This is a genomic window from Priestia sp. SB1 (assembly GCF_038898415.1).
The window spans coordinates 928,519-952,479 of the sequence record NZ_JBBJSS010000001.1 but is presented as its reverse complement, the minus strand read 5'-3'; the positions used below and the strand labels follow the sequence as shown (position 1 = coordinate 952,479).

General features: G+C 39.0%; 25 protein-coding genes. 18 read left to right on the top strand and 7 right to left on the bottom strand.

Going from position 1 to position 23,961, the window contains the following annotated elements; all coding sequences use genetic code 11:
• Nucleotides 1-5: 5 nt before the first annotated feature.
• On the bottom strand, nucleotides 6-284 hold the full coding sequence (locus WKH56_RS04895; protein WP_028411828.1) for a YtzH-like family protein: 279 nt from the start codon (nucleotides 282-284) through the stop codon (nucleotides 6-8).
• A gap of 127 nt (nucleotides 285-411) precedes the next feature.
• Between WKH56_RS04895 and trmB the strand changes: the two genes are divergently transcribed.
• Both trmB and WKH56_RS04885 read left to right on the top strand, forming a co-directional pair.
• Nucleotides 412-1,062, top strand: coding sequence for a tRNA (guanosine(46)-N7)-methyltransferase TrmB (gene trmB / locus WKH56_RS04890; protein WP_028411827.1), 651 nt, complete (start codon nucleotides 412-414; stop codon nucleotides 1,060-1,062).
• A gap of 75 nt (nucleotides 1,063-1,137) precedes the next feature.
• The gene (locus WKH56_RS04885) at nucleotides 1,138-1,995 is read left to right on the top strand and encodes a YtnP family quorum-quenching lactonase (RefSeq protein WP_048019681.1); all 858 of its coding nucleotides are present in this window, start codon (nucleotides 1,138-1,140) and stop codon (nucleotides 1,993-1,995) included.
• Here WKH56_RS04885 and WKH56_RS04880 read toward each other — a convergent pair.
• Nucleotides 1,964-2,275 carry a PepSY domain-containing protein gene (locus tag WKH56_RS04880; protein WP_310884121.1) on the bottom strand — a complete coding sequence of 104 codons (312 nt, stop codon included), beginning with the start codon at nucleotides 2,273-2,275 and terminating at the stop codon, nucleotides 1,964-1,966. The two genes, WKH56_RS04885 and WKH56_RS04880, sit on opposite strands and share 32 nt — an antisense overlap.
• A gap of 152 nt (nucleotides 2,276-2,427) precedes the next feature.
• Between WKH56_RS04880 and WKH56_RS04875 the strand changes: the two genes are divergently transcribed.
• The 6 genes from WKH56_RS04875 (at nucleotide 2,428) to WKH56_RS04850 (ending at nucleotide 9,579) form a co-directional block, all read left to right on the top strand.
• Complete coding sequence (locus WKH56_RS04875) at nucleotides 2,428-3,501, top strand: M42 family metallopeptidase (protein ID WP_013059506.1); 1,074 nt, start codon at nucleotides 2,428-2,430, stop codon at nucleotides 3,499-3,501.
• Nucleotides 3,502-3,559: 58 nt separating this feature from the next.
• Nucleotides 3,560-4,084 (top strand): DUF84 family protein, encoded by a 525-nt coding sequence (locus WKH56_RS04870; protein ID WP_033579598.1) that lies wholly within the window; start codon nucleotides 3,560-3,562, stop codon nucleotides 4,082-4,084.
• 153 nt (nucleotides 4,085-4,237) lie between these two features.
• Nucleotides 4,238-4,555 (top strand): thioredoxin family protein, encoded by a 318-nt coding sequence (locus WKH56_RS04865; RefSeq protein ID WP_028411823.1) that lies wholly within the window; start codon nucleotides 4,238-4,240, stop codon nucleotides 4,553-4,555.
• Between the two features lie 72 nt (nucleotides 4,556-4,627).
• Nucleotides 4,628-5,440, top strand: a complete 813-nt coding sequence (locus WKH56_RS04860) for a DUF1444 domain-containing protein (RefSeq protein WP_080754456.1) — start codon at nucleotides 4,628-4,630, stop codon at nucleotides 5,438-5,440.
• Nucleotides 5,441-5,442: 2 nt separating this feature from the next.
• Nucleotides 5,443-6,048, top strand: a complete 606-nt coding sequence (ytpR, locus tag WKH56_RS04855; RefSeq protein WP_310884120.1) for a YtpR family tRNA-binding protein — start codon at nucleotides 5,443-5,445, stop codon at nucleotides 6,046-6,048.
• Nucleotides 6,049-6,477: 429 nt separating this feature from the next.
• Nucleotides 6,478-9,579, top strand: a complete 3,102-nt coding sequence (locus WKH56_RS04850) for a DNA translocase FtsK (RefSeq protein WP_310884119.1) — start codon at nucleotides 6,478-6,480, stop codon at nucleotides 9,577-9,579.
• 68 nt (nucleotides 9,580-9,647) lie between these two features.
• Here WKH56_RS04850 and WKH56_RS04845 read toward each other — a convergent pair whose 3' ends face one another.
• Nucleotides 9,648-9,860, bottom strand: a complete 213-nt coding sequence (locus tag WKH56_RS04845) for a hypothetical protein (protein WP_155404578.1) — start codon at nucleotides 9,858-9,860, stop codon at nucleotides 9,648-9,650.
• 59 nt (nucleotides 9,861-9,919) lie between these two features.
• On the opposite strand from WKH56_RS04845, the gene WKH56_RS04840 reads away from it, so the two are divergent.
• Nucleotides 9,920-10,573, top strand: coding sequence for a hypothetical protein (locus WKH56_RS04840; RefSeq protein WP_028411819.1), 654 nt, complete (start codon nucleotides 9,920-9,922; stop codon nucleotides 10,571-10,573).
• Nucleotides 10,574-10,758: 185 nt separating this feature from the next.
• Nucleotides 10,759-12,060 (top strand): UDP-N-acetylmuramate--L-alanine ligase, encoded by a 1,302-nt coding sequence (gene murC, locus WKH56_RS04835; RefSeq protein ID WP_013059499.1) that lies wholly within the window; start codon nucleotides 10,759-10,761, stop codon nucleotides 12,058-12,060.
• Between the two features lie 42 nt (nucleotides 12,061-12,102).
• Here murC and WKH56_RS04830 read toward each other — a convergent pair whose 3' ends face one another.
• Nucleotides 12,103-13,218 carry an aminopeptidase gene (locus WKH56_RS04830; RefSeq protein ID WP_310884118.1) on the bottom strand — a complete coding sequence of 372 codons (1,116 nt, stop codon included), beginning with the start codon at nucleotides 13,216-13,218 and terminating at the stop codon, nucleotides 12,103-12,105.
• A 282-nt stretch (nucleotides 13,219-13,500) separates the two neighbouring features.
• Here WKH56_RS04830 and WKH56_RS04825 point away from each other — a divergent pair, with 282 nt between their 5' ends.
• The 7 genes from WKH56_RS04825 to motS all read left to right on the top strand — a co-directional run bounded on the left by WKH56_RS04825 (nucleotide 13,501) and on the right by motS (nucleotide 19,405).
• Nucleotides 13,501-13,986 (top strand): DUF948 domain-containing protein, encoded by a 486-nt coding sequence (locus WKH56_RS04825; protein WP_028411817.1) that lies wholly within the window; start codon nucleotides 13,501-13,503, stop codon nucleotides 13,984-13,986.
• A gap of 27 nt (nucleotides 13,987-14,013) precedes the next feature.
• Nucleotides 14,014-14,469 (top strand): YtxH domain-containing protein, encoded by a 456-nt coding sequence (locus tag WKH56_RS04820; RefSeq protein WP_013059496.1) that lies wholly within the window; start codon nucleotides 14,014-14,016, stop codon nucleotides 14,467-14,469.
• Nucleotides 14,470-14,716: 247 nt separating this feature from the next.
• Nucleotides 14,717-15,040, top strand: a complete 324-nt coding sequence (ytxJ, locus tag WKH56_RS04815) for a bacillithiol system redox-active protein YtxJ (RefSeq protein ID WP_028411816.1) — start codon at nucleotides 14,717-14,719, stop codon at nucleotides 15,038-15,040.
• A gap of 227 nt (nucleotides 15,041-15,267) precedes the next feature.
• Nucleotides 15,268-16,344 (top strand): bifunctional 3-deoxy-7-phosphoheptulonate synthase/chorismate mutase, encoded by a 1,077-nt coding sequence (locus WKH56_RS04810; RefSeq protein WP_028411815.1) that lies wholly within the window; start codon nucleotides 15,268-15,270, stop codon nucleotides 16,342-16,344.
• Nucleotides 16,345-16,903: 559 nt separating this feature from the next.
• Complete coding sequence (gene ccpA, locus WKH56_RS04805) at nucleotides 16,904-17,902, top strand: catabolite control protein A (RefSeq protein ID WP_013059493.1); 999 nt, start codon at nucleotides 16,904-16,906, stop codon at nucleotides 17,900-17,902.
• A gap of 53 nt (nucleotides 17,903-17,955) precedes the next feature.
• Entirely contained in the window at nucleotides 17,956-18,759 is an 804-nt protein-coding gene (gene motP, locus WKH56_RS04800) for a flagellar motor protein MotP (protein ID WP_014458004.1), read from the top strand.
• A complete protein-coding gene (motS, locus tag WKH56_RS04795) occupies nucleotides 18,749-19,405 on the top strand; it encodes a flagellar motor protein MotS (protein ID WP_028411813.1) in 657 nt (218 codons plus the stop codon). Before motP ends, motS begins: the two co-directional genes overlap by 11 nt.
• Before the next feature lie 29 nt (nucleotides 19,406-19,434).
• Here motS and WKH56_RS04790 read toward each other — a convergent pair whose 3' ends face one another.
• Genes WKH56_RS04790 through WKH56_RS04780 form a run of 3 tightly spaced genes read right to left on the bottom strand, consistent with a single transcriptional unit; the run spans nucleotide 19,435 to nucleotide 21,902 of the window.
• Nucleotides 19,435-20,598: an acetoin utilization protein AcuC gene (locus WKH56_RS04790; protein ID WP_028411812.1), complete on the bottom strand. Its 1,164-nt coding sequence runs from the start codon at nucleotides 20,596-20,598 to the stop codon at nucleotides 19,435-19,437.
• A complete protein-coding gene (locus WKH56_RS04785; RefSeq protein ID WP_028411811.1) occupies nucleotides 20,598-21,239 on the bottom strand; it encodes an acetoin utilization AcuB family protein in 642 nt (213 codons plus the stop codon). Before WKH56_RS04785 ends, WKH56_RS04790 begins: the two co-directional genes overlap by 1 nt.
• Nucleotides 21,240-21,269: 30 nt before the next feature.
• Entirely contained in the window at nucleotides 21,270-21,902 is a 633-nt protein-coding gene (locus WKH56_RS04780; protein ID WP_028411810.1) for a hypothetical protein, read from the bottom strand.
• Nucleotides 21,903-22,186: 284 nt separating this feature from the next.
• On the opposite strand from WKH56_RS04780, the gene acsA reads away from it, so the two are divergent.
• Nucleotides 22,187-23,902 carry an acetate--CoA ligase gene (gene acsA, locus WKH56_RS04775; RefSeq protein ID WP_028411809.1) on the top strand — a complete coding sequence of 572 codons (1,716 nt, stop codon included), beginning with the start codon at nucleotides 22,187-22,189 and terminating at the stop codon, nucleotides 23,900-23,902.
• Nucleotides 23,903-23,961 lie beyond the last annotated feature (59 nt).

The following is a 23,961-nucleotide window of genomic DNA, read 5'->3' as shown; positions in this document are numbered from 1 at the left end:
AAAGGTTATGACAAGGTAGATAGTTCTTGGACCCATTGTGATAAATTTTGTTGATTGGTTTGAATATGTTCGTCTAAATGAGCAGCACTTTTTGCATCTTGCGTGTATTTATAAACGTTTTGTAGTGTTGCTTGTACGTCTGTGCTAGCATATCCTTTTGCTAACATTGATTGAATTAAACGTTCAACCTGTTCACATTCCGCAACCGTTCCGCAGCAATCACTTTGATGATTAGATAAAATATCTTTTACTATATTCATTTGGTGTTCGGCATTTAAAGGCATTAAGCATCATCCTTTCTCGTATGATGCTCTTATTTTTTTCTATCTAAACACAATTATGCATGAAAATGTCGGTTGTTTCGAATAACCGACATTTTCAATGCGTCAAAATAAATTAAAGAGGTGCAACATGAGATTACGAAACAAACCTTGGGCAAAAGATAAAATTGCTGAAAATCCCCAATACGTGGTTCCAAATCCAGCGGAGTATAAAGGAAACTGGAAAGAAGTTTTTGGAAATGAAAATCCTCTTCATATTGAAGTAGGAACAGGAAAAGGCCAATTTTTAGTAGGGATGGCTAAACAAAATCCGCATATCAACTATATTGGAATTGAAATGTATGAAAGTGTCATCTTAAGTGCTCTAGAACGATTGATTGAAGAAGAGCTTCCAAATTTAAAGTTGTTGAATGTAGATGCTAACCATCTTAGTGAGTTTTTTGCAAAAAATGATGTGGGTCGCGTTTATCTCAATTTCTCTGATCCATGGCCAAAAAAGAGACATGCCAAGCGCCGCTTAACATACAAAACGTTCTTAAGCATGTATGAAAATCTACTGGTTGATGGTGGAGAAATTCACTTTAAAACAGATAATCAAGGGCTATTTGAGTATTCATTGACAAGCTTTTCAGAATATGGACTTCTTCTCAAGTACATTAGCTTAGATTTGCATAAAAGCGATTTTGAAGGCAATGTTATGACGGAATATGAAGAGAAATTTTCGCAAAAAGGCAGCCGCATTTACCGCTGTGAAGTAAAATACCTGAATGAAAAAGACTGAGTTCCTCAGTCTTTTTTTGTTCAAAAAGAGAAGGGGATAGTGATAAAATAAAAAGGAATATAATGGAGGTGTAAAATGGAAACGCTAACAATAGGCGAATTAAAAGTTACATGGCTTCGTGGAGGGAATAATCATTTAGATGGAGGGGCAATGTTTGGTGTTGTTCCAAAAGAGCTTTGGACAAAAAAATATCCCATTTCAGACGGGAATCGAATTCCCATGAGGACTGATCCTTTGCTCGTTCAAACTGAAAAACACCTCATGTTAATTGATGCAGGTATAGGAAATGGGATGTTGGATGAGAAAAAAAAGCGTCATTTTGGCGTAACGGAAGAATCATTTATTGCTGAAGACTTACAAAAGTTAGGGTTCACGTGCGAAGATATTACTCATATCATTATGACGCATCTCCACTTTGATCATGTGTCAGGCTTAACAAAATGTATCAACGGAAACTTTTCCTCTGCTTTTCCAAATGCAAGAATTTTTGTTAGTGACATCGAGTGGAATGAAATGAGGAATCCTAATATACGTTCTAAAAATACGTATTGGAAACAAAATTGGGAATTTATTCAGCATCAAGTAATAACATTTAGCGACAAAGATGAAATTGTGCCTGGAGTAACGGTTCATCATACCGGCGGTCATAGCGATGGTCATGCTGTAGTTATATTAAAAGGAAACAATGACATCTTAGTGCACATGGGCGATCTTTTGCCAACACATGCACATCAAAATGTCTTATGGGTAATGGCATATGATGACTATCCAATGACTTCGATTGAACAAAAGCAGCACTGGTTAGCTTATGCCTATGAGCATCAAGCTTGGCTAAGTTTTTATCATGATGCTTTTTATCGAGCTGTAAAATGGGATAACAAAGGAGAAATAGTTGACGAAATTAAACGGGTGTATTCAGCGTCAATTCAATAATAGCACCGCTTTTTTTATCAATGAAAAACTCGTAATGTTCCTGTTTTGCATCACGTGTTCTGATAATTCCACCTGTATAACCATAAAAAGAGAGACCATGCTTTTGAATGACCTTAGTCGTCGTTTCAATCCATGAGCTGTCGATTGCCCCATTTTGTTTAAAAGCGCTTTTAACAATCGTAAGGGCTTCCGATGAGGAAATTGACGACGTTCTTTTTTGAATAATATAAGCGCTTGCAAATCCGACTGCAGCTCCTGCTATTAGTTGAGTCCATTTCACGTTATTCACCTGCTTTTTAAGGATATGTTTTCATCATTATATCAAATTGTCGAATGCTTTGTTAAGTTGAGTCATAGAAGAGAAGGACGGAACTAGCAACTATTTCCGGTTTTCGATACAATAAAGAAAATGATACATAAAGGAGAGTATATATGAACAATGAAACGCTATCTCTATTTAAAACATTAACGGAGTTACCAGGTGCCGCTGGAAACGAACATCAAGTACGTTCATTTATGCGCTCGCAAATTGAACCCCTTGTAGATGAAGTCATTCAAGATGGGTTAGGAAGTTTATTCGGCGTTCGCTATAATGAAGAAAAAGGTCCTAAAGTAATGGTAGCAGGACATATGGACGAAGTAGGATTTATGGTTACGTCTGTAACTGATAAAGGAATGCTTCGTTTTCAAACTCTAGGAGGATGGTGGAGTCAAGTACTTCTAGCTCAACGCGTCCATGTTGTGACAAAAAAAGGTCCTATCACCGGCGTAATTGCTTCTATCCCTCCCCATTTATTAGACGAATCACAGCGCAACAAGCCAATGGCCATTAAAAATATGATGATTGATGTGGGCGCAGATAGCAAGCAGGAAGTAGCAGAAATGGGCATTCGTCCTGGCGATCAAATTGTACCGATTTGTCCGTTTACGCCAATGGCAAATGAAAAGAAAATACTGGCAAAAGCATGGGATAACCGCTATGGGTGCGGACTTGCGATTGAATTATTAAAAGAAGTAAAAAATGAAAAATTGCCAAATATCTTATATTCTGGAGCTACTGTTCAAGAAGAAGTAGGACTTCGCGGTGCTCAATCAGCTGCGAATATGATTAAACCGGATTTGTTTTATGCACTAGATGCTAGTCCTGCTAACGATACGTCAGGCGATAAAAATGCATTTGGACAATTAGGAAAAGGCGTATTACTTCGTATCTTTGACCGTACGATGGTCACACATAGAGGAATGAGAGAATTTATCTTAGATACAGCTGAGACAAACAGCATCCCTTATCAATACTTCGTTTCTCCAGGAGGTACGGATGCAGGGCGCGTTCATACTTCTAATAACGGAGTTCCTTCTGCAGTGATCGGCGTATGTTCACGTTATATTCATACCCATGCATCTATGATTCATGTGGATGACTATGCAGCTGCAAAAGAATTATTAGTCAAACTTGTACGCTCTACAGACCAAACAACGCTTGATACGATTAAACAAAACGGATAAAGAAGAACAAAGCAGCTGCTTTTGCGGTTGCTTTGTTTCATCATGACAGGAGAAAAAAATGAAAATTGCAATCGGAACGAAGAACCCAACAAAAGTAAATGCAGTAAAAAAAGTATTTGGAGATACTTTTACATATGTAGAGGTAGACGTGCAGTCCGGGGTGTCACCACAGCCTTTTTCTGATGAAGAAACCATCCAAGGAGCGATTAACCGCGCGCGTGCTGCTGTTAAAGAGACAGGTGCTGATATTGGCATTGGACTTGAAGGAGGGGTACAGGAAACACCTCATGGCTTATTCCTTTGCAATTGGGGAAGTCTTGTTACCTCTAAGGACCTTGAACCGATTTTAGGTGGAGGAGCTCGTATTCGGCTTCCTGAAGCGGTAGCCGACATGCTTCGTCATGATAAAAAAGAATTAGCCGAAGCTATGGAAGTGTATACAAACCAAAAAAATATTCGAAAAAAAGAAGGAGCAATCGGCATTTTCACCAATGGGAATTTAGATCGGACTTCTATGTTTTATCAGGTTGTTTTAATGCTAAAAGGACAGCTGGATTTTAGGACAAATCAAGCTGTTCAATAGGAAATTCCTTTGTAACCCTTTATAATAGAAAAGCATCAGTGTATGATAGTTGCAACAACTCATATACTATGTTTTGATGTAGAAGGATCAAAAAATGTATAGGGCTTTAGCCGTTTAAATACGAAAGTAAAAGAAAAAGTGGAGGAAAGAAAAATGGAAAAAATGCAAACAATTGAACAATACAAAGAAGTCATTAAAGAGGGAAAGCATATCATGATGTTTTCAGCAGACTGGTGCCCAGATTGCCGAGTAATCGAGCCTGTGCTTCCAGAAATTGAGGCGAATCATAGCGAGTATACATTTCACTATGTGGATCGCGACGACTTTATCGATCTTTGTGCAGAATTAAGCATCTTTGGTATTCCAAGCTTTGTTGGTTACAGCAACGGAGAAGAAACAGGACGTTTTGTCAGCAAAGACCGTAAAACAAAAGAAGAAATTGAAGAGTTCATTAACGGCTTAAATGCATAAAACAAGTGAAGACTGATAGCGATAAATTGCTATCAGTCTTCATACATAAAAATGAGAAAAGGAGGCGTAAATATGGCGAAAATGAATAGTCAAAAGATGAGAAAGCTACTTGAAGAGCGATTAACGGGTGCGGATTGGTCATTTTTATTTGACCGTGAAAAAGATACGCTTCGCGTTGAACATAAGGAAACGAAAAAAGGTGTAACCATTTCTTTACCTGGGTTAATTGCAAAATGGGAAGAAAAAAAGGAAGCGGCTCTAGATGAAATGGTATATTATATAAAAGAAGCTCTTCGTGTTATGAACGATGAACAGCAGGTAACGGGAAAAGAAAAGCGCATTTATCCAGTTATTCGCTCAACGTCTTTTCCGGATAAATCGAATGAAGACGTGCCGTTGATTTATGATGAACATACAGCTGAAACACGCATTTATTATGCGCTTGATTTAGGCAATACATATCGTCTATTAGATGAGAAACTAATTCGTAAGGAAAATTTAGATCTATCCGCAGTGCGGGAAATGGCTAAATTTAATCTTCGCTCTTTGCCGATTTCACATAAAAAAGATACGGTAGCAGGCAATGACTTTTATTTTGTAAATCAGAACGATGGATACGATGCAAGCCGAATTCTTAACGAGGCATTTTTGCAAGATTTTGCTTCTAGTGTTTCGGGCACAATGGCTGTAGCAGTACCTCATCAAGATGTGCTGATTCTAGCTGATATCCAAAACGAAACGGGTTATGATATTCTTGCGCAAATGACCATGAGCTTTTTTGCAAGTGGACGTGTACCCATCACAGCTCTTTCATTTTTATACGAAAACGGTGAGCTAGAACCTATTTTTATTCTAGGAAAAAATCGCAGTAAAGGACGGGACTAATTATGAATCTTTTTTATAATAAAGAAGGTATCGGCGATACGTTAATCGTCAAGCTAGAAGATATTGCAATTGAAAATCGCACGTTTGAAACAAAAAGCGACGTTGTGCGTATCTTTGATCAAAAATCAAATACAACGGCTGGCTATAACATCTTTCATGCTTCTTCTAAGTTAAAAGTAGAGGGAAATGGTTCTCTTGAATTAACAGAAGAAATGGTGGAAGAAGTAAATCGTGTACTTAGCGAAAGCGGTTTTGAAGGTAAACTTGAAGTGGATTTATCTTCTAAGTTTGTAGTTGGATATGTTCAAGAAAAAGAAAAGCATCCAAATGCAGATAAGCTAAACATCTGTAAAGTAGATGTTGGCACAGAAACACTTCAAATTGTATGTGGAGCACCAAATGTAGACGCAGGTCAAAAAGTCGTCGTAGCAAAAGTAGGAGCGGTTATGCCAAGCGGTATGATCATTAAAGATGCAGAGCTGCGCGGTGTACCTTCTTCAGGCATGATTTGCTCTGCTAAAGAGCTGGCGCTTCCGAACGCTCCTCAAGAAAAAGGGATTTTAGTACTTGAAGACAAATATGAAGTAGGTCAGCCTTTTCAAGCATAAAAACAGAGTGTGATACTAATTTATAGGGCAAAAGCAGGATGTTTTTTTACACGTATATTTCAAAGCGTTACAGTTGCTGAAAAGCAATTGTCAATTCTTAAAAAGGTTTGATAAAATTAAAAGCCACTAGTATAGACTAGTGGCTTTTTTCGCGTTTAATTATGAGTGCTAATTAAACATGAAAAAATATTTTTGCAAAGAGGAATTTTACTGTATAAATAAGGGAAGCAAAATAGTAGATTTTATAGTAAGAGTTCAAGCATACGTGATAGAATGATAAATGAAAAGATAGTATATATATCCATCTCAGAGAATACTTTGAGGCCAAAGGTAAATAAAGGATGCATGGATAGCTTTTTGTAGATGTCGCAGCACTGCGATATAAGAGGCTAAACGAAGTAAGATAGTCTGATAGAAAGAGTGATAAAAATGGGTTTTGTACGAAAAGTAATGGATTATTTACTAGGATACGAAGTGAAAGAAATCGTTGTAGACGAACATGGAAATACAACGGAAGAATACCCTTTAAATAGAGAAAAAACAATTCCTAAAAAGAAGGCTACTAAGCCTAAACAAATGCAGTCAGTTCATCAAAAGCCAGTGATGAAAGCAGCGCCAAAACCTTCTGTTCCACACTCGGCCAGAACGCAAAAGCGGAATTACAGTGAAGAGCAGCAAGATGTTCATACAAAAGTAGCTTATCAATACCCAAAAGGAACGTTTCGTTTCCCTTTAATTGATGATACGGGAGAAGCAAAAAAGGCAGCAGCTCCTAAAAATGAACCAAGGCCTGTAGCAAAAAAGGCACCGGCTCCGTTTTATCAAGAGCCTGTTCGCAAGTCGGCGCTAACGCAGCCTAAGTCAGTATCTCAGCCGTTAAAAGCGGTATCTGAAAAGAAAGAAGCGATTCCGCAAGTAAGAAAACGTCCGTTCCGTCCGACTGAAATCCCTTCACCTGTTTATGGGTTTAATAAGCGGCCTTCTAATGTTGTACAAAACGGAAGTGAGGAAGTAGTAGAATATGAGCTTCCGAGTACACAGTTATCAAAAGCAGCGTTTGAAGATGAAATTTACCGACGAGCGATGAATACGTCTGTTGTAGAGCCGTTAAGAAAACCAGTTTCTAAGCCTATAGCGGAAGAAGCACAGATTCAAGAAACGGAAGAAATGATGCAACTGTCTTCTCAGCGTTTTGCTCAGTGGAAGCAATATGAGGAAAATCAAAAAGAGAAGATATCATTTCCTGAAGAAAAGCCAAGTTCTTCAGTAGCCGTAAAAGAACAGGAAGAGGTTCCAACTTTTGAAGAATCACATGCGGTCGAACCGTTAGTGGCAAAAGAGAAAGCTACCGACTGGGATTTGGCGGAAGAAACAGCAGTAGCTGAAGAGGCTCCAATTTCAAAGGAAACGCCTCCGTTTGAATCATCCGTTTCTTTCCAACAAGAGATCGGAAATGAAGCTGAAGAGGCAGAAGCAGAAACGTTGATGGAAGAAAGCCCAGCGTTTTTACAAGCAGAAGAAGTAGAAGCACTAAAGCCTAGAAAGAGAGAAGAAGTTCCAGCCGCTGAAAAAGAAAGTCACGTCATTCTAGAAGAGCCAACAAACAGTGTTCATGTTGAAACAGAACATGAGCTGAATTCTGAAAGTTTACATCCATCGCAACCCGCAGCTGATGAATGGCAACCAGAAGCGGTATCCGCTGTTGTGCACCGAGAGCTTGAAAATTCAGTGATAAAAGAGGAAGAGAGCAGGATGCAAGAAAGTCAAGAGTTACAAGGACAAGTACAGCAAGAGTCAGCTGTAGAACCTCTTGTACCTGCAGAACAGCCAGGGAATGCTGAACGAGCTCGCGGTAAGCGATTAGTGCCTTTTAACGTGATGATGCTGAAAAAAGACCGCACAAAGATGGATAACAGCGCTCGAGAAAAAAGTCAGCCGTCCCAAGGTTCATACCAAACGCCGAAGGCAGAAGCTCTGCAAAAAAAAACGGAAGTAAGTAGGCAAGAAGAAGTTCACGGTGAAAAAACCGAAGAAGCGGTTCCGCAGGCTTCATTAAAATCTGAAGAACCTGTAAATGTAAAAGCTTCTTCTCCTTATACATTTCCTGGAATGAACTTGCTTAACATTCCTCCAGCTGCTATTGAAGAAGATAATCAATGGGCGGATGAGCAGCGTGAGCTTTTGGATATGACATTAAAAAACTTTAACGTTCGAGCTAAGGTCGTAAACGTCACGCAAGGTCCTACCGTAACCAGATTTGAAGTACATCCTGAACCCGGTGTGAAAGTGAACAAAATTACGAATTTAACAGATGATATTAAACTGAGCCTAGCCGCGCGTGATATTCGAATTGAAGCGCCAATTCCAGGGAAAAATACGATTGGAATTGAAGTGCCAAATCGTCAAAGTAAGCCGGTGTTAATTCGCGAAATTTTGAGGCATCCTTCTTTTAGAAAAGATAACTCTCCTTTAACGGTGGCGTTAGGGTTAGATATTTCAGGAACGCCGGTTGTGACTGACTTGAACAAAATGCCTCACGGTTTAATTGCTGGAGCGACGGGGTCTGGTAAAAGTGTGTGTATTAATACCATTATCGTCAGCTTGCTTTATAAAGCTGCGCCACACGAAGTCAAGCTTATGTTAATTGACCCTAAAATGGTTGAGCTAGCTCCTTACAACGGCATTCCGCATTTAGTCAGCCCGGTTATCACGGATGCGAAAGCAGCTACTACAGCTTTAAAGTGGGCAGTAGAGGAAATGGAGCGCCGTTACGAACTGTTTGCACATGCGGGCGTACGTGATATTACAAAATACAACGAACGTGTAAAAGAACATAATGAAAAAAGCGGGGAGCTGCCGTATCTAGTTATTATTATTGATGAACTTGCCGACTTGATGATGGTATCTCCAGGGGAAGTAGAGGAAGCTATTTGCCGTATTGCACAAAAGGCAAGAGCGTGTGGCATTCACTTATTGCTTGCAACGCAGCGTCCTTCCGTAGATGTTATTACAGGCTTAATTAAAGCAAATGTGCCAACGCGTATCGCATTTTCTGTTTCTTCGCAAGTTGATTCACGTACAATTATCGACACAGGAGGAGCAGAGAAGCTATTAGGTAAAGGTGATATGCTGCTTCTTGAAAACGGATCTTCTAAAAGCGTTCGAATTCAAGGGAACTTTGTTTCAGATGAAGAAATTGATCGCGTTGTAGATCATGTCAAAAAGCAAATGAAGCCAACATACTTATTTGATCAAGAAGATTTGTTGAAAAAGCAGCAAAGCTTTGCTTCAAATGAAGAAGATGAGCTTTTCTATGAAGCATGCGAGTTTGTGCTAGACCAAGGCGGTGCATCTACTTCCAGTCTGCAAAGACGCTTCAGAATGGGGTACAATCGCGCAGCGCGCCTAATTGATATGATGGAGCAGCAAGGAATTATTTCAGAAGCAAGAGGAAGCAAGCCAAGAGATGTACTCATTACCGAAAACGAGCTTCAGGAAATGGAAAGTCAAACAGCCACTTCTACATTTTAAGCTGTTTTTCTGCATGTAGGTTAAAAAAAGAGGCTATGCAAAATCAGCAGGATACAGCTTTATGTGAGCTAACGCTCTGTCACTGTATCCGCCGCCTCTTTTTTTCCTCCTTTAAGTTCGTTTATACAGAATTTGAGTAGGGATTTTGGAAGAAATCCATCAGGAAAAAAAGGAAAAGGTTTGTCAGAACTAGTAAAATGATTTACTATATGTAAGGATAATGTGTGTTTTGCTTTTTTAGCATGTGATAGTTTGCTATCATTTCTCACCAGCTGAAACATATGAGCTGAAGGCGTTTAAAGAGGACAAACCAAAATAATTAGAGTACGAGTGAAGAGTAATGACAGAAGAAAATCATGAACTGATTAACTTTAATGAAATTCGTGAACAAAAGCAGCTTCAGTCTGATAATGCTATTTGCGACTTTTACAATCAATATTTCTTTTTTGTGAACCGCTATACGAATATACGAGAAAAAGTGCGGGCTTCACATCTATTTAAAGAGTTAGTAAACTTGCCTCATGAGGCGGCTCTATCTGATTCCCATGAACAATTATTTTTTCAGTGGTTTGCATTTGAATATGTAACCATTCAGGGGAAAACCCTGCTGCAGCTGTTTTTAGCTGATCAGGCGAAGCAGAAAACAGAGTCGTTTTTAATTCAAGGAGCCTTTTTTTTGACGAGTGTACTAGAGCCAATTATTGTGTCTAAAGTACCTAATTCGTTTTTCTTAAAAGGATATACCCCATTGACAAATGAGCAGGTTATCATCAAAGATGTAAGAGGAAGATTTGCAAATTTAGAGGAACAACAAGTAATTTGGATTCGAAAAATAAAATCAATCGGATATGACGTGTTAATTGACTCTTTCTTTTTAGGACATAAACAACGCATTGAACAGTTAGTAACCCAATATAATGACAAAAAAAATGCAATGACATGGCGATCGTTTTTAAAACAACAGGCTATATACTATGTGATGAAGCCAAAATAAAAGGCCGTTTCGCAATGGAAGAGAGTAGAAATGGAGTCATGGAGTTATGTTATAAGAAGTGATATAATGTACGAATGTTATCGTGAAATCAGCAATCAAACGACATTTATATACGTTTGTAAGAGCAATTCTAGATAACCGTCATATACTGTCTTACAGATAGACGAATGTTGGAGGTTCTTTATATGACAGTTTACCATTTTGTAGGTATTAAAGGAACAGGAATGAGTGCGCTTGCGCAAATCCTAAACGATATGGGCTTTCAAGTTCAAGGATCGGATATTGAAAAAGAAATTTTTACGCAAAAAGCACTAGAACAGCAGGGAATTCCTGTTTTACCATTTGATAAAAATAATATTAAAGACGGCATGACTGTAATTGCAGGAAATGCTTTTCCTGATACGCATGAAGAAATTGCAGAAGCAGCTTCAAAAGAAGGAGTCAAGCTTGTACGCTATCACCGTTTCTTAGGTGACTTTATGAAACAGTATACGAGTGTAGCCGTAACAGGAGCACACGGAAAAACATCCACAACGGGTATGTTAGCGCATGTGATTCAAGGAGCTGAACCTACTTCATATTTAATTGGAGACGGTACGGGTAAAGGTGTAAAAGACAGCAAGTATTTTGCGTTTGAGGCATGTGAGTATCGCCGCCACTTCTTATCTTATACGCCAGACTATGCAATTATGACGAATATTGATTTTGATCACCCTGATTATTTTGCCAATATCGATGATGTATTTAGCGCGTTCCAAGAGATGGCACTTCAAGTCAAAAAAGGAATTATTGCCTGTGGTGACGATGAACATCTTCAGCAAATTCAAGCGAAGGTACCTGTTCTTTATTACGGATTAGGCGAAGAAAATGATTTCCAAGCACGTAATATCGTAAAAAGCACAACAGGCACAACATTTGACGTGTTCGTTCGAAATACATTCCACGCATCATTTGAGATTCCAGGGTATGGCGACCATAACATCTTAAATGCACTTTCCGTTATTGCACTTTGTCATTATGAAGAAATTGACGTTGCTGTGCTGCAAGAGCGTTTTAAAACATATCAAGGTGTAAAGCGTCGTTTCAGCGAAAAGAACGTTGGCAAACAAGTGCTAATCGATGATTATGCACACCATCCAACGGAAATTAATGCAACGATTTCAGCTGCTCGTCAAAAGTATCCAAACCGTGAAGTTGTGGCTGTTTTCCAACCGCATACGTTTACGCGTACACAAACGTTCTTAGAGGACTTTGCAGCAAGCTTACAGCACGCTGATAAAGTATATCTATGTGACATTTTTGGATCAGCCCGTGAGCATCAAGGTAAATTATCAATTGAAGATCTACGAAGCAAAATCAGCGGAGCTGAATTAATTAATGAAGAAACAATTGAATCGTTAAAAGACCATAATGAAGCTGTATTAGTATTTATGGGTGCTGGAGACATTCAAAAGTTTGAAAAACTATATCAGCAAACCGTATCATAAAAAAAAGGCACTCTCCTGAGTGCCTTTTTTTTATTTCAAAACTCATTTTAAATTTTCAGGGTTTAACGCTTTTAATTCTTCAATGACAAATAGCCCGTCTTTACGAATCAACACGTCATCGAAATAAATCTCACCGCCGCCGTATTCTGGGCGCTGAATCATCACCATATCCCAGTGAATATTTGACTTGTTTCCGTTATACGCATCTTCGTAGCACTCGCCAGGAGTGAAGTGGAAGCTTCCGTCAATTTTTTCATCAAATAAAATGTCTTGCATTGGATGTTGAATATACGGATTTACGCCAATCGCAAATTCGCCAACAAAACGAGCGCCTTCATCTGTATCAAAAATGCCGTTGATGCGTTCTGTATCATTAGCGGTTGCTTCAACAATTTTACCGTTTTTAAATGTTAAGGATACATTCTCAAACGTAAAGCCTTGATAGTTAGAAGGAGTGTTGTAAGAAATTGTTCCGTTTACAGAATCACGTACAGGAGCCGTGTATACTTCACCGTCCGGAATATTCATTTCTCCGGCACACTTCACTGCAGGAATATCTTTAATAGAGAACGTTAAGTCTGTATTCTCACCCGTTAAACGCACTTTGTCCGTACGGTTCATGAGCTCAACTAAAGCATCCATCGCTTTGCTCATTTTGCCATAGTCTAAGTTGCATACATCGAAATAAAAATCTTCAAATGCTTCTGTACTCATTTTAGCAAGCTGCGCCATTGAATCGTTTGGGTAGCGAAGAACGACCCATTTTGTTTTTGGAACGCGAATTTCTCTATGTACTTTTTTACCGATCGTATTCCCTTGGATTTTCATTTTATCTGCCGGAACATCTGATTGTTCAAAAATGTTTGAACCAGAACGTAAGCCAATATAAGCATCCATTTCTTTCATCACATTTGCTTCGAAGTCTGCCATCATATTGTACTGCTCTTCTTGTGCACCGTTTAAAAGAGCTCGGTCTACCGAATGATCTTTTAGCAGTACAAACGGGTAGCCACCGGCCTTGTACGCTTCATCTACAAGTGTTGTCACAAGCTCGCGCTGAAGTCCAAAGTTTTCGATTAATACTTTTTCTCCTTTTTGAAGGCGAACAGAATAATTAATTAAATTTTTAGCTAATGTTGCAATTCTAGGGTCTTTCATAAATAGTGCCTCCTTAAAATAACAATGATTGATGATTCACTTTCTATTGTACCCCACTGAGCTTATTTTGTTTGTTTTTATGCTTTAAAATCCTTTTTTTCTTTAGGAAGGGAAATAACTCATATATCGCGAAATAATGTAGCAATCTTCCCTTTTTATGAATAAATGCAGAGAGAATATGGTAAAGTTAAAGAGTCTATAGGGAATAGAAGGTTTAATTGTTTATAAAATTGGGAAAGTAGTTATAACAAGAGAGATGAAAATAGGAGGTGCCTTGCACAGATGGTTATTATTCTTTATTTAAGCGCTGCTATTGTTGCCATTGCGATTTTTTACCTGGTGGTTTCCGTGTCAAAAACATTGAAATCCGTTCAGCACACATTAAATTCAGTGGCAGGTACTTTAGACGGTGTAGAAAAGCAAATGACAGGAATCACAGCTGAAACAACTGCACTTTTACATAAGACTAATCTGTTAGCTGAAGATATTCAGCGTAAATCCGAAGCGCTGAACACAGTCGTGGATTCTGTTAAAGGCGTAGGTGACTCAATCCAAGACCTAAATAAGTCGATTAAAAGCGTATCATCAAGCGTTTCAGAGAAAGTAGAAGAAAATAAAGAAACTGTTGCTCAAGTCGTTCAATGGAGCAATGTTGCATTAGACGTATGGGAACGTATAAAATTAAGAAAACAGAAAAAAATTGACGCGGAGCCTGTACCTGTTGAAGTAAAAGAAAAAGCGGTTCAACGCTCACGCTCATTTTCATAAGGATGAACTTTAAAGGAGGAGACGCATATGTCAAACAAACCAAATAAACCAAACAACACTTCAAATAAAGGCTTTTTAGTAGGAACAGTGATTGGAGGAGTTGTAGGAGCTGCAACGGCATTATTACTTGCTCCAAAATCAGGTAAAGAGTTCCGTTCGGATTTAAATGAGCAGGCAGCTTACGTTCGTTTAAAAACAGAGCAAGCGAAAAACAGTGCTGTTGAAAAAGGACAAGGGTTTGCTCAAACGGCTAAAGAAAAAACGGCTGGTTTATCACAAACATTATCTGAGCAATCTTCACAAGTAGTGGACAAAGTGAAAAACTTCCGTAAAGTAGATCCTGAACACGAAGCATTACCTCCAACGAGCTTAGAAGTGCTTGCTGATGAAGTGGAGTCTCAAAGCAACGAAGACGTTCAACAGAAGCTAACAGAAGCTCAAAAAGCATTAGATGAAGTGGAAAGCACAGTGCCACGACCATAATAAAGAATCAAAAGCGTTTAACCTATAGGGTGAACGCTTTTTTTGTATGTAATTTAGGTTGAACGGCAAGTAAATGTTAGTTTCATGAGAGGGATTTTAATTTAACAAGTTCTTTTCTTTCTATGCTGAAAATAACTTCACCTTATAAATAAATTCATTAGCATTATACATAAAGCTGAGCACTCTTTTTGTATGGAAACGGTCAAACCATGTAAACTTAAGAGTAAGTACAGAAAGGGTGAAAAAAATGAAAAAGATTTCAACAGTTGAAGAGTTCGAACAAGTTATTAAGGAAAACCATCGCTTTTTATTTTTAAAGCACAGCACGACGTGTCCAATTAGTGCAGCTGGTCATGAGGCATTTTCAGCGTTTGCTTCTAGTCATGAAGACATTCCTTCTTATTATCTTCATGTGCAAGATTCACGAGACGTATCCAACTATATTGCTGAAACGTATGAAGTGAAGCATGAATCACCTCAAGCGCTTCTGTTTGAAGATGGAAAAGTGAAGTGGCACGCTTCTCACTGGAACATTAACGAAGAAGAATTAGCGAAAAATGTAGCTCATTAATTGAAAGAGGCTGGTACAAAAGCAGTTTAGGTGAAGGAAGATCCGAACGATTAATCGTTCGGTTTTTTTTGTAAGCTGATTGCGGTTTCATCCACTTTTTCGTACAATAGATGTAGTTTAGCACATAAAAGCAGAGAAGCCCCTTACATATATCCTCCATCACCTATCATCTTGTGTAGTAACCCTGCTAAACGGATTTTTTAAAATCAGTGAAAGGGTGGACGTACATGACGAATTCAGATCTTCAGCATTTGCGATCTCAAATTGACGAAGTAAATATGAAACTGTTAAAGCTTATTAATGAGCGAGGCGAGCTTGTTCAAGAAATAGGAAAATTAAAAGGAATGCAGTCAACCAAACGGTTTGACCCTGTTCGTGAACGAGCAATGCTTGATGCGATTTTAAGCAAGAATGAAGGACCGTTTCAAACATCTACGCTTCAACATATTTTCAAAGAGATTTTCAAAGCTCATTTAGAGCTTCAAGAAGATGATCACCGTAAAGCACTTCTTGTATCCCGTAAAAAGAAGCCGGAAAATACAATCGTTACGGTAAAAGGAGAAACAATTGGTGACGGACTTCAGCGTTTTGTAGCAGGACCTTGTTCCGTTGAAAGCTATGAGCAAGTAGCAGCCGTAGCAAAAGCCGTAAAGCAGCAGGGTGTGGGGATGCTTAGAGGCGGAGCCTACAAGCCAAGAACATCTCCTTATGATTTTCAAGGCCTTGGCTTAGAAGGACTGCAAATTTTAAAAAGAGTAGCTGACGAATATGATTTAGCCGTTATTAGTGAAATTGTCGACCCCGCTGATATTGAAACAGCTGTAGAATACGTAGATGTGATTCAAATTGGTGCTCGTAATATGCAAAATTTTGAGCTGTTAAAAGAAGCGGGTGCGGTGAAGAAGCCTGTCTTATTAAAGCGGGGCTTAGCCGCTACGATTGATGAGTTTATTAATGCTGCTGAATACATTGTATCAAAAGGAAATGATCAGCTGATTTTGTGTGAACGAGGAATTCGTACGTATGAGCGAGCAACGCGAAATACGCTGGATATTTCAGCCGTTCCCATTTTAAAACAAGAAACTCATTTACCTGTTTTAGTCGACGTCACGCATTCAACAGGAAGACGAGATTTGCTTGTTCCAACGGCTAAAGCGGCTCTTGCCATTGGTGCGGATGGAATTATGGCAGAAGTTCATCCAGATCCGGCGGTAGCACTTTCTGACTCAGCTCAGCAAATGGATATTCCGCAATTTACAGAATTTATGAAGCAGCTAAAACCTATATGTAACTTAAATTTATAAAAAAACGTAAAAAAGAAAAATTCGTATACTTTTATGACAAGTTTGAGGCACTTAATGGTTTCAAGCTTGTTTGCCTTTCGTTATAATAAAGATAAGCGAAATTATCACGTATTTTGAAAACAGTCGATAACTTTTGTCAAAATAGGAAAGAATAAGTGCAAATCCAAAAAACAAGAATTTATGAAATTCTCGTGAAACTTGTCGGAAAAAGGCGGTAAATACGTTGCGGTGAAGCACATAGTATCGTATAGTAGTTACAGATATTCGCTATCATTCTGTGAGTGCATATGATATAAATTCGCGATTCACTTTTTTTATTTACTTACTATACACCGTCTTTTACATTGTTACATATAAACTGGTAAAATTGTCTTTGCACACGTAATAATAAGGGCATAACAGGAATGATTTAGATGCATACAGGGTATCTAAGCTGTATGTAAGAGTGAAGGAGCTAGAAATAGCCATTCTATAAAGGAAGATGGATTTATATACGTAAATACAAGAAATGAAATAAGGATAAAATAAACGAAATGTTTTTCGATAAGGAGTGTTTGTTGTGAACGTAACAATTTATGATGTAGCAAGGGAAGCAAGCGTGTCGATGGCAACGGTTTCTCGTGTGGTAAACGGAAATCCAAATGTAAAACCATCAACTAGAAAAAAAGTATTAGAAACAATTGAAAGACTAGGCTATCGTCCGAACGCAGTAGCGCGTGGATTAGCCAGTAAAAAAACAACGACAGTAGGAGTTATCATTCCTGATATTTCAAATATTTTCTATGCAGAGTTAGCGCGTGGAATCGAAGATATTGCAACAATGTACAAGTATAATATCATCTTAAGTAACTCCGACCAAAATCAAGATAAAGAACTTCATCTTTTAAATAACATGCTTGGTAAACAAGTAGACGGAATCATCTTCATGAGTGGGAATGTAACGGAAGAACACGTAGAAGAGTTAAAAAAATCACCGGTTCCAGTTGTACTTGCAGCATCAATCGAATCAACTAACCAAATCCCATCTGTAACTATTGATTATGAACAAGCAGCTTTTGATGCAGTGCAATCACTAATTGACAGCGGTCATAAAAATATTGCATTCGTTTCAGGCACGCTAGAAGAACCGATCAATCATGCGAAAAAAGTAAAAGGGTACAAGCGTGCTCTTACTGAAAGCGGATTGCCTGTACGCGATTCTTATATTGTAGAAGGAGACTACACGTACGATTCAGGTATTGAAGCAGTTGAAAAACTATTAGAAGAAGATGAAAAGCCAACTGCTATTTTCGTTGGAACGGATGAAATGGCATTAGGCGTTATTCACGGGGCACAAGATCGCGGGTTGAATGTACCAAACGATCTAGAAGTTATCGGTTTTGATAACACAAGACTTTCAACAATGGTTCGTCCTCAGTTAACATCTGTTGTACAGCCAATGTATGATATTGGTGCAGTAGCGATGCGTCTCTTAACGAAATACATGAACAAAGAAACGGTAGACAGCAGCATTGTACAGCTTCCTCACCGCATCGAGTTCAGACAATCAACAAAATAATACCTGTGAATGAATAAGAACGAATCCAAAGTTCAGACACGGGGAGATAGAATATGAAAAAAATTGATATGCTCACACCTATAGGGATACTAATTGGTATCTCTATGGTTGTGTTTGGGGTTATTTCAAGTGGAGGAATGAGCGGTTTTTTAGCTTTTATTGATGTGCCATCGATTTTAATTGTACTGGGAGGCGTTTTTGGTACGCTGTGCGTGAGCTTTCCGTTAAAACAATTAAAAAATATGGGAAGAGTAGGGAAACAAGCGTTTCAATCGAAAGAAATAAACGTAGAAGAAATTGTAGGAACATTTGTACATTTATCGGAAAAAGCGCGTCGAGAAGGGCTTCTATCGTTAGAAGCAGAGCTTGAACAAATCGATGATTCATTTGTGAAAAAAGGTATTTTGCTAGCCATTGATGGAGTAGAACCAGAAATGATTCGAGAGCTGCTTGAAGCTGAAATAGCTGCAGTAGAAGAAAGACATGCGAGAGGTCGAAGTATGTTTGAAAAAGCAGGCGATTATGCCCCCGCTTGGGGAATGATTGGGACGCTCGTTGGGCTAGTGCTAATGCTTAAAAGCCTTAATACCCCTTCATCGCTTGGGCCTAACATGGCAATTGCTCTTTTAACGACTTTCTACGGGGCGCTGCTTTCAAACTTGTTTTTTCAGCCAATCGCAGCTAAATTAGCTGGTAAAACGGAGCATGAGCTTTTTGTTAAAGAAGTGATTATTGAAGGTGTCATCGGCTTGCAGGCGGGGCAAAATTCTCGCTTTGTGCAAGCAAAGCTAAAAGTATTTGCCCCTGTTGAAAAACGAAAGCTGGAAGAAAAGAGAGAACACGTTCGTGAAGCGTAGAAGAAAAAGGTATTCGGCACAGTCACCAAAATGGATGGTAACATTTGCTGATTTGGTGACGTTAATATTAGTTTTTTTTATTTTACTATTTTCAATGTCTAGCGTTGATAATCAAAAGTTTCAGACCGTTGTCAATTCGCTTACAAGCGGTGGCTCATTAGCTTCTGTAGAAAAGAGCCAGCAGTCTCAAAAGCTGGATAACATTTTAGCGAAAGTGCAAAATTACCTGAAGGAAAATAAGCTTCAGAATGTTATTACTGCTAAGCGAGATGAACGCGGAGTTGTGCTTATTTTACAAGAACAGGTGCTGTTTGAAACAGGACAGGCAGACATTTTGAAGAAAGGTACCCCTTTCCTGGATGAATTAGGAAGGTTATTCAGTACTATTCCAAACGATATTAAAGTAGAAGGTCATACCGATAATCGACCTATTCACACCTATCGTTATCCATCTAATTGGGAACTATCGGCAGCGCGTGCCAGCGGCGTCATACGTTATTTAACGAACCACTTTTCTCTTTCTGCTAACCGCTTTGAAGCACTTGGATACGGAGATACAAAGCCGCTTGTTCCGAACACGTCTAATGACAATTTACAAAAAAATAGACGCGTCGAAATTATTATTTCAGATCCCGAAGCACAGTGAAAAAGGCCATACGTTTGTATAGCCTTTTTTTAAGAATGAGATGTATGAGAACGAATAGGATAAAGAGCGCGCTCAAGAGTTTGAGCGTTTTTTTCTGTTATTTCTGGTTTTCTTGGAATTGGCTGATAGATATTAGGTTCATCATCCCACTGCGTGCAAATGGGGTGAGGCGATACTTTTGTCCATTTTTCAAGCCATGATAGAGGAAGCATGCCTTCTGCCTTTCGTTCAATCATTTCAAGCCAAATGAATGACCAAGCCCGAGGAACAACCCGCCAAATATCATAACCTCCTCCGCCAACCGCAATCCATCTTCCCTGACAGTATTCATGGGCAATTTCATGAGCAATTTTAGGAATCTCACGGTATATTTTCGTGGTGCCGCATAAATGAGTGAGCGGATCGTAATAATGAGAATCGGCTCCATTTTGTGTCAAGATAACATCTGGTTTAAAAAAAGCAGCTACTTCTTTTAAAGAGGTCTTATAAACGTCGAGCCAAGACTCATCTTCCGTATAAGCATCAACAGGCACATTAAATGAATAACCATAGCCTTCACTGTGCCCGCGTTCGTTAACGTTTCCCGTGCCTGGAAACAAGTAGCGTCCCGTTTCATGAATGGAAAGAGTACAAACGGAAGGATCGTCATAAAATGTCCATTGCACGCCGTCACCATGGTGAGCATCTGTATCGACATAGAGGACGCGCGCGTTGTACTTTTGCTGCATATATTTGATGGCTACCGCGCTATCGTTATAAATACAGAAGCCGGAAGCTTTTCCTCGAAAGCCGTGGTGCAATCCTCCTCCTAAATTTAGAGCATGCTTAGCTTTTCCAGTCATCACATAATCTACAGCCGTAAGTGTACCCCCAACTAAAAACGCACTGGCTTCATGCATGTTGGGAAACATAGGTGTATCTTCTGTTCCAAGACCAAAATCTGCTGCTTTTTCAACAGAAAGCTCGCCGCTTCCTGCTAATTTTACCGCTTGAATATAGCTAGTATCATGGACAAGCTGAAGTTCTTCATCAGATGCCATCCGCGGTAATACAATATCTTGATTGCCTAAAGCGCCAAATTCCCGTAACAGTTCATATGTTAGTTGAACACGAAGCTGGTTAAACGGATGATTATTGCTGAATTTGTACGAAAGAATATCATCTGAATAAATAAATACAGCATTACTAGTCATTACGTCATCTCCGGTAATTTAGGCCATAGCACCTCATAGCCGTTTTCTTTTAATGTATTTATACTAATCAATGGATTAATAGCTTGAATGCGAAGCACAAGGATTTTATATCGTTCATCTACATCAGGGTAGACAAGTACGCTTAAGATGTTTGTTCTCTTTGAACCAAAGAGGGATGTAACTTCAGCGAGCACGCCAGCCTTATTTTCTACTTTTATTTCAATTTGTGAACCTGGCTTATTAGTGCCGGTAAGTTGAATAAACGTATGTAGTAGATCTCTTTCGGTAACAACTCCTACTAACCGCTTGTTTTTTGTGACGGGAATACAACCGATTTGGTGTTCATAAAAAATGCTTGCAATTTCTTCAACAAAATCAAGAGGGTGAGCTGTAATGACTTCTGTTTTCATAATCATCCGCACGGGTTCGGATAGAAGAGCAGATGTATAAGTATTATCTAAAATAGATGGACTTGCATCTCTTACGTCTCGATCAGAAATGATGCCAACTACGTGATGAAGGTCATTAACGATAGGAATATGTCTAATCTTATGTGTATCTAAAAGTTTCATAGCTTCAGCAATCGTATGGTCGGGGGTTAAGGTAACGAGATCGGTTTTCATCATCTCTTCAACAATCATCAGACACAGCTCCTTTTCTTAAAGGTCAGCTCAATACATAAAGCGATTTCGAAAGCGCAGGCTATCAAATTCTTGTATGCTTTCTTGAGGGACTCTGCTCCCGATTCTTACCATCAAACAATTAGCAGGGTGGGAGCTAATCTCCGGATCATCTGTGGCAAACCACGTCAGTCCGCCTTTATTCATCATTTTCTCCATAATTTTGCGGTAATCCCACACATTTAGCCCTGTTCCTTTTAAATCCCAATGCCAGTAGTATTCTGTCGTAATGACAATATAATCTTCCATTGCATCATCCATCATAGATACGATAAGCAAGTTTTTGCCAACAGCGTAGCTGCGAAACGGGGCAGCTACCTCTATAGCTCCTAATTCGATTAAATTCTCCATATTTCCTTCCGACCATCGTTCTAGAGGATCGGGATATAAAAAGGTGACATAACCAATGATTGTATGATGATGACGAGCAATAATGATTCTACCTTCAGGCAAGTTGGCAATCTCGATCAATGCTTCTTTTTGCTGTTCAGGTGGACGAAAGGCCGTTAGTTGCTCATGAAAATCAAGTTGTTGCAAGGTTTGTGAGGAGACAGGTCCTTCAATAACAATTGCTCCAACCGCTGTTTTTAGTTCTTTCATATTGTATGTTTGGGAATGTTTCACATGAATCACCACCTTCAAGCAGTCTTATCTGTATTATAATACAAAAAAAACTCTACATTAAAGCGTTTTCAAAAAATTAAATAAAAGAAAAGGAGTTTTTTCAAAAACATAGAATAGGAAATTAAAAGAGATTCTTGTTAATTCGACACTTATATAACAAAGGTTGTCATATAACAAGGGAGACTATTATCCCAATTCCGACAAATAATTTTTATAAAATTGTGAAAAGTCTATTTTTGTTATATAATAGGTTTGTAAATTTTATACATAAGGGGGAGTTTGTGATGAAGGTGGAAGCGCTTCCTGTAATTGAAGGGGTATACAACTTACAGGACTACGATAAAACGTATCAAACCTTTGACTGGTCACAAGTGGAGAAGGAATTTTCATGGCATGAAACAGGTAAATTAAATGCAGCTTATGAAGCAATTGATAAGCACGCAAACTCTACGCGTAAAAATAAAGTTGCGCTTTATTATCGAGATGCGCAGCGCAATGAAAAATATACATTCAAAGAAATGAAAGAATGGTCAAACAAAGCCGCAAACGTGCTAAAACAAGCAGACGTAGAGAAGGGAGATCGTGTGTTTATCTTTATGCCTCGCTCTCCGGAACTTTATTTTGCATTGTTAGGCGCGGTGAAGCTTGGCGCTATTGTTGGGCCTTTGTTTGAAGCATTCATGGAAGGTGCAGTAAAAGATCGTTTGCAAGACAGTGATGCAAAAGTGTTAATTACAACGCCTGAACTGCTGAGCCGCGTTCCGGTGAAGGATTTGCCAGCTTTAAAACACATTCTCCTTGTAGGGGAAAATGTAGCAGAAGAAGGCATTCAACTAGATTTTCTGAAGCGATTAGAAGCGGCGAATAAAGAGGTGGAGATTGAGTGGGTAGATAGAACAGATGGTATGCTGCTTCATTATACATCAGGTTCAACTGGAAAACCAAAAGGGGTGCTTCACGTTCATAATGCAATGCTTCAGCATTATCAAACTGCTAAGTGGGTGCTCGACTTAAAAGATGACGATGTGTATTGGTGTACAGCAGATCCGGGTTGGGTAACGGGAACTTCCTACGGAATTTTTGGTCCTTGGCTTGCTGGAGCAACAAATGTGATTGTAGGAGGACGCTTTAGTCCAGATGCATGGTATCAAGCACTTGAAGATTTTGGCGTAACGGTTTGGTACAGTGCGCCTACAGCATTTCGTATGCTAATGGGTGCTGGAGATGACTTAGTTAAACGCTATGATTTAAGCAGCCTCAGACATGTATTAAGCGTGGGAGAACCATTAAATCCTGAAGTGGTACGCTGGGGAATGAAGGTTTTCCAAAAACGTATTCATGACACGTGGTGGATGACTGAAACTGGAGGTCAGACGATTTGTAATTACCCGTCTATGAAAATTAAACCAGGATCTATGGGAAAACCTATTCCGGGTGTACAAGCAGCAATCGTTGACGATCAAGGACAAGAGCTTCCACCTTATCGAATGGGTAACTTAGCAATTAAAAAAGGCTGGCCATCTATGATGCATGCAATTTGGAACAACAAGGAAAAGTATGAGTCATACTTTATGCCAGGCGACTGGTACGTATCAGGTGATTCCGCGTATATGGATGAAGACGGTTATTTTTGGTTCCAAGGCCGAATTGATGACGTTATTATGACCGCAGGAGAACGAGTTGGTCCATTTGAAGTAGAAAGTAAGCTTGTTGAACACCCTGCTGTAGCAGAAGCGGGTGTCATTGGTAAGCCTGATCCTGTGCGTGGGGAAATTATTAAAGCGTTTATCGCACTTAGAGATGGGTATGAATCTTCAGATGAACTGATTGAAGATATTCGTCAATTTGTGAAAAAAGGGTTAGCTGCTCATGCAGCTCCACGTGAAATCGAGTTTAAAGATAAGCTACCTAAAACACGAAGCGGTAAAATTATGCGTCGCGTTTTAAAAGCGTGGGAATTAGATTTGCCAACGGGCGATTTGTCGACGATGGAAGACTAAGGAGTAAACGTTTCAATCTTTGTATGGAAAATAAGTGATTTTTATAAAGTTCAAACAGC

Excerpts from the sequence above, each read along its gene's own strand:
- WKH56_RS04830 (WP_310884118.1), bottom strand. The coding sequence starts at position 13,218 with ATGAAAGACCCTAGAATTGCAACATTAGCTAAAAATTTAATTAATTAT.
- WKH56_RS04790 (WP_028411812.1), bottom strand. The coding sequence starts at position 20,598 with ATGACTAGTAATGCTGTATTTATTTATTCAGATGATATTCTTTCGTAC.
- murC (WP_013059499.1), top strand. The coding sequence starts at position 10,759 with ATGACAGTTTACCATTTTGTAGGTATTAAAGGAACAGGAATGAGTGCG.
- WKH56_RS04785 (WP_028411811.1), bottom strand. The coding sequence starts at position 21,239 with ATGATTGTTGAAGAGATGATGAAAACCGATCTCGTTACCTTAACCCCC.
- ytxJ (WP_028411816.1), top strand. The coding sequence starts at position 14,717 with ATGAAAAAGATTTCAACAGTTGAAGAGTTCGAACAAGTTATTAAGGAA.
- ytpR (WP_310884120.1), top strand. The coding sequence starts at position 5,443 with ATGAATCTTTTTTATAATAAAGAAGGTATCGGCGATACGTTAATCGTC.
- WKH56_RS04840 (WP_028411819.1), top strand. The coding sequence starts at position 9,920 with ATGACAGAAGAAAATCATGAACTGATTAACTTTAATGAAATTCGTGAA.
- trmB (WP_028411827.1), top strand. The coding sequence starts at position 412 with ATGAGATTACGAAACAAACCTTGGGCAAAAGATAAAATTGCTGAAAAT.
- WKH56_RS04870 (WP_033579598.1), top strand. The coding sequence starts at position 3,560 with ATGAAAATTGCAATCGGAACGAAGAACCCAACAAAAGTAAATGCAGTA.
- acsA (WP_028411809.1), top strand. The coding sequence starts at position 22,187 with ATGAAGGTGGAAGCGCTTCCTGTAATTGAAGGGGTATACAACTTACAG.
- WKH56_RS04810 (WP_028411815.1), top strand. The coding sequence starts at position 15,268 with ATGACGAATTCAGATCTTCAGCATTTGCGATCTCAAATTGACGAAGTA.
- WKH56_RS04850 (WP_310884119.1), top strand. The coding sequence starts at position 6,478 with ATGGGTTTTGTACGAAAAGTAATGGATTATTTACTAGGATACGAAGTG.
- WKH56_RS04820 (WP_013059496.1), top strand. The coding sequence starts at position 14,014 with ATGTCAAACAAACCAAATAAACCAAACAACACTTCAAATAAAGGCTTT.
- WKH56_RS04875 (WP_013059506.1), top strand. The coding sequence starts at position 2,428 with ATGAACAATGAAACGCTATCTCTATTTAAAACATTAACGGAGTTACCA.
- WKH56_RS04885 (WP_048019681.1), top strand. The coding sequence starts at position 1,138 with ATGGAAACGCTAACAATAGGCGAATTAAAAGTTACATGGCTTCGTGGA.
- WKH56_RS04845 (WP_155404578.1), bottom strand. The coding sequence starts at position 9,860 with ATGTTTCAGCTGGTGAGAAATGATAGCAAACTATCACATGCTAAAAAA.
- WKH56_RS04865 (WP_028411823.1), top strand. The coding sequence starts at position 4,238 with ATGGAAAAAATGCAAACAATTGAACAATACAAAGAAGTCATTAAAGAG.
- WKH56_RS04860 (WP_080754456.1), top strand. The coding sequence starts at position 4,628 with ATGGCGAAAATGAATAGTCAAAAGATGAGAAAGCTACTTGAAGAGCGA.
- motP (WP_014458004.1), top strand. The coding sequence starts at position 17,956 with ATGAAAAAAATTGATATGCTCACACCTATAGGGATACTAATTGGTATC.
- WKH56_RS04895 (WP_028411828.1), bottom strand. The coding sequence starts at position 284 with ATGCCTTTAAATGCCGAACACCAAATGAATATAGTAAAAGATATTTTA.
- WKH56_RS04825 (WP_028411817.1), top strand. The coding sequence starts at position 13,501 with ATGGTTATTATTCTTTATTTAAGCGCTGCTATTGTTGCCATTGCGATT.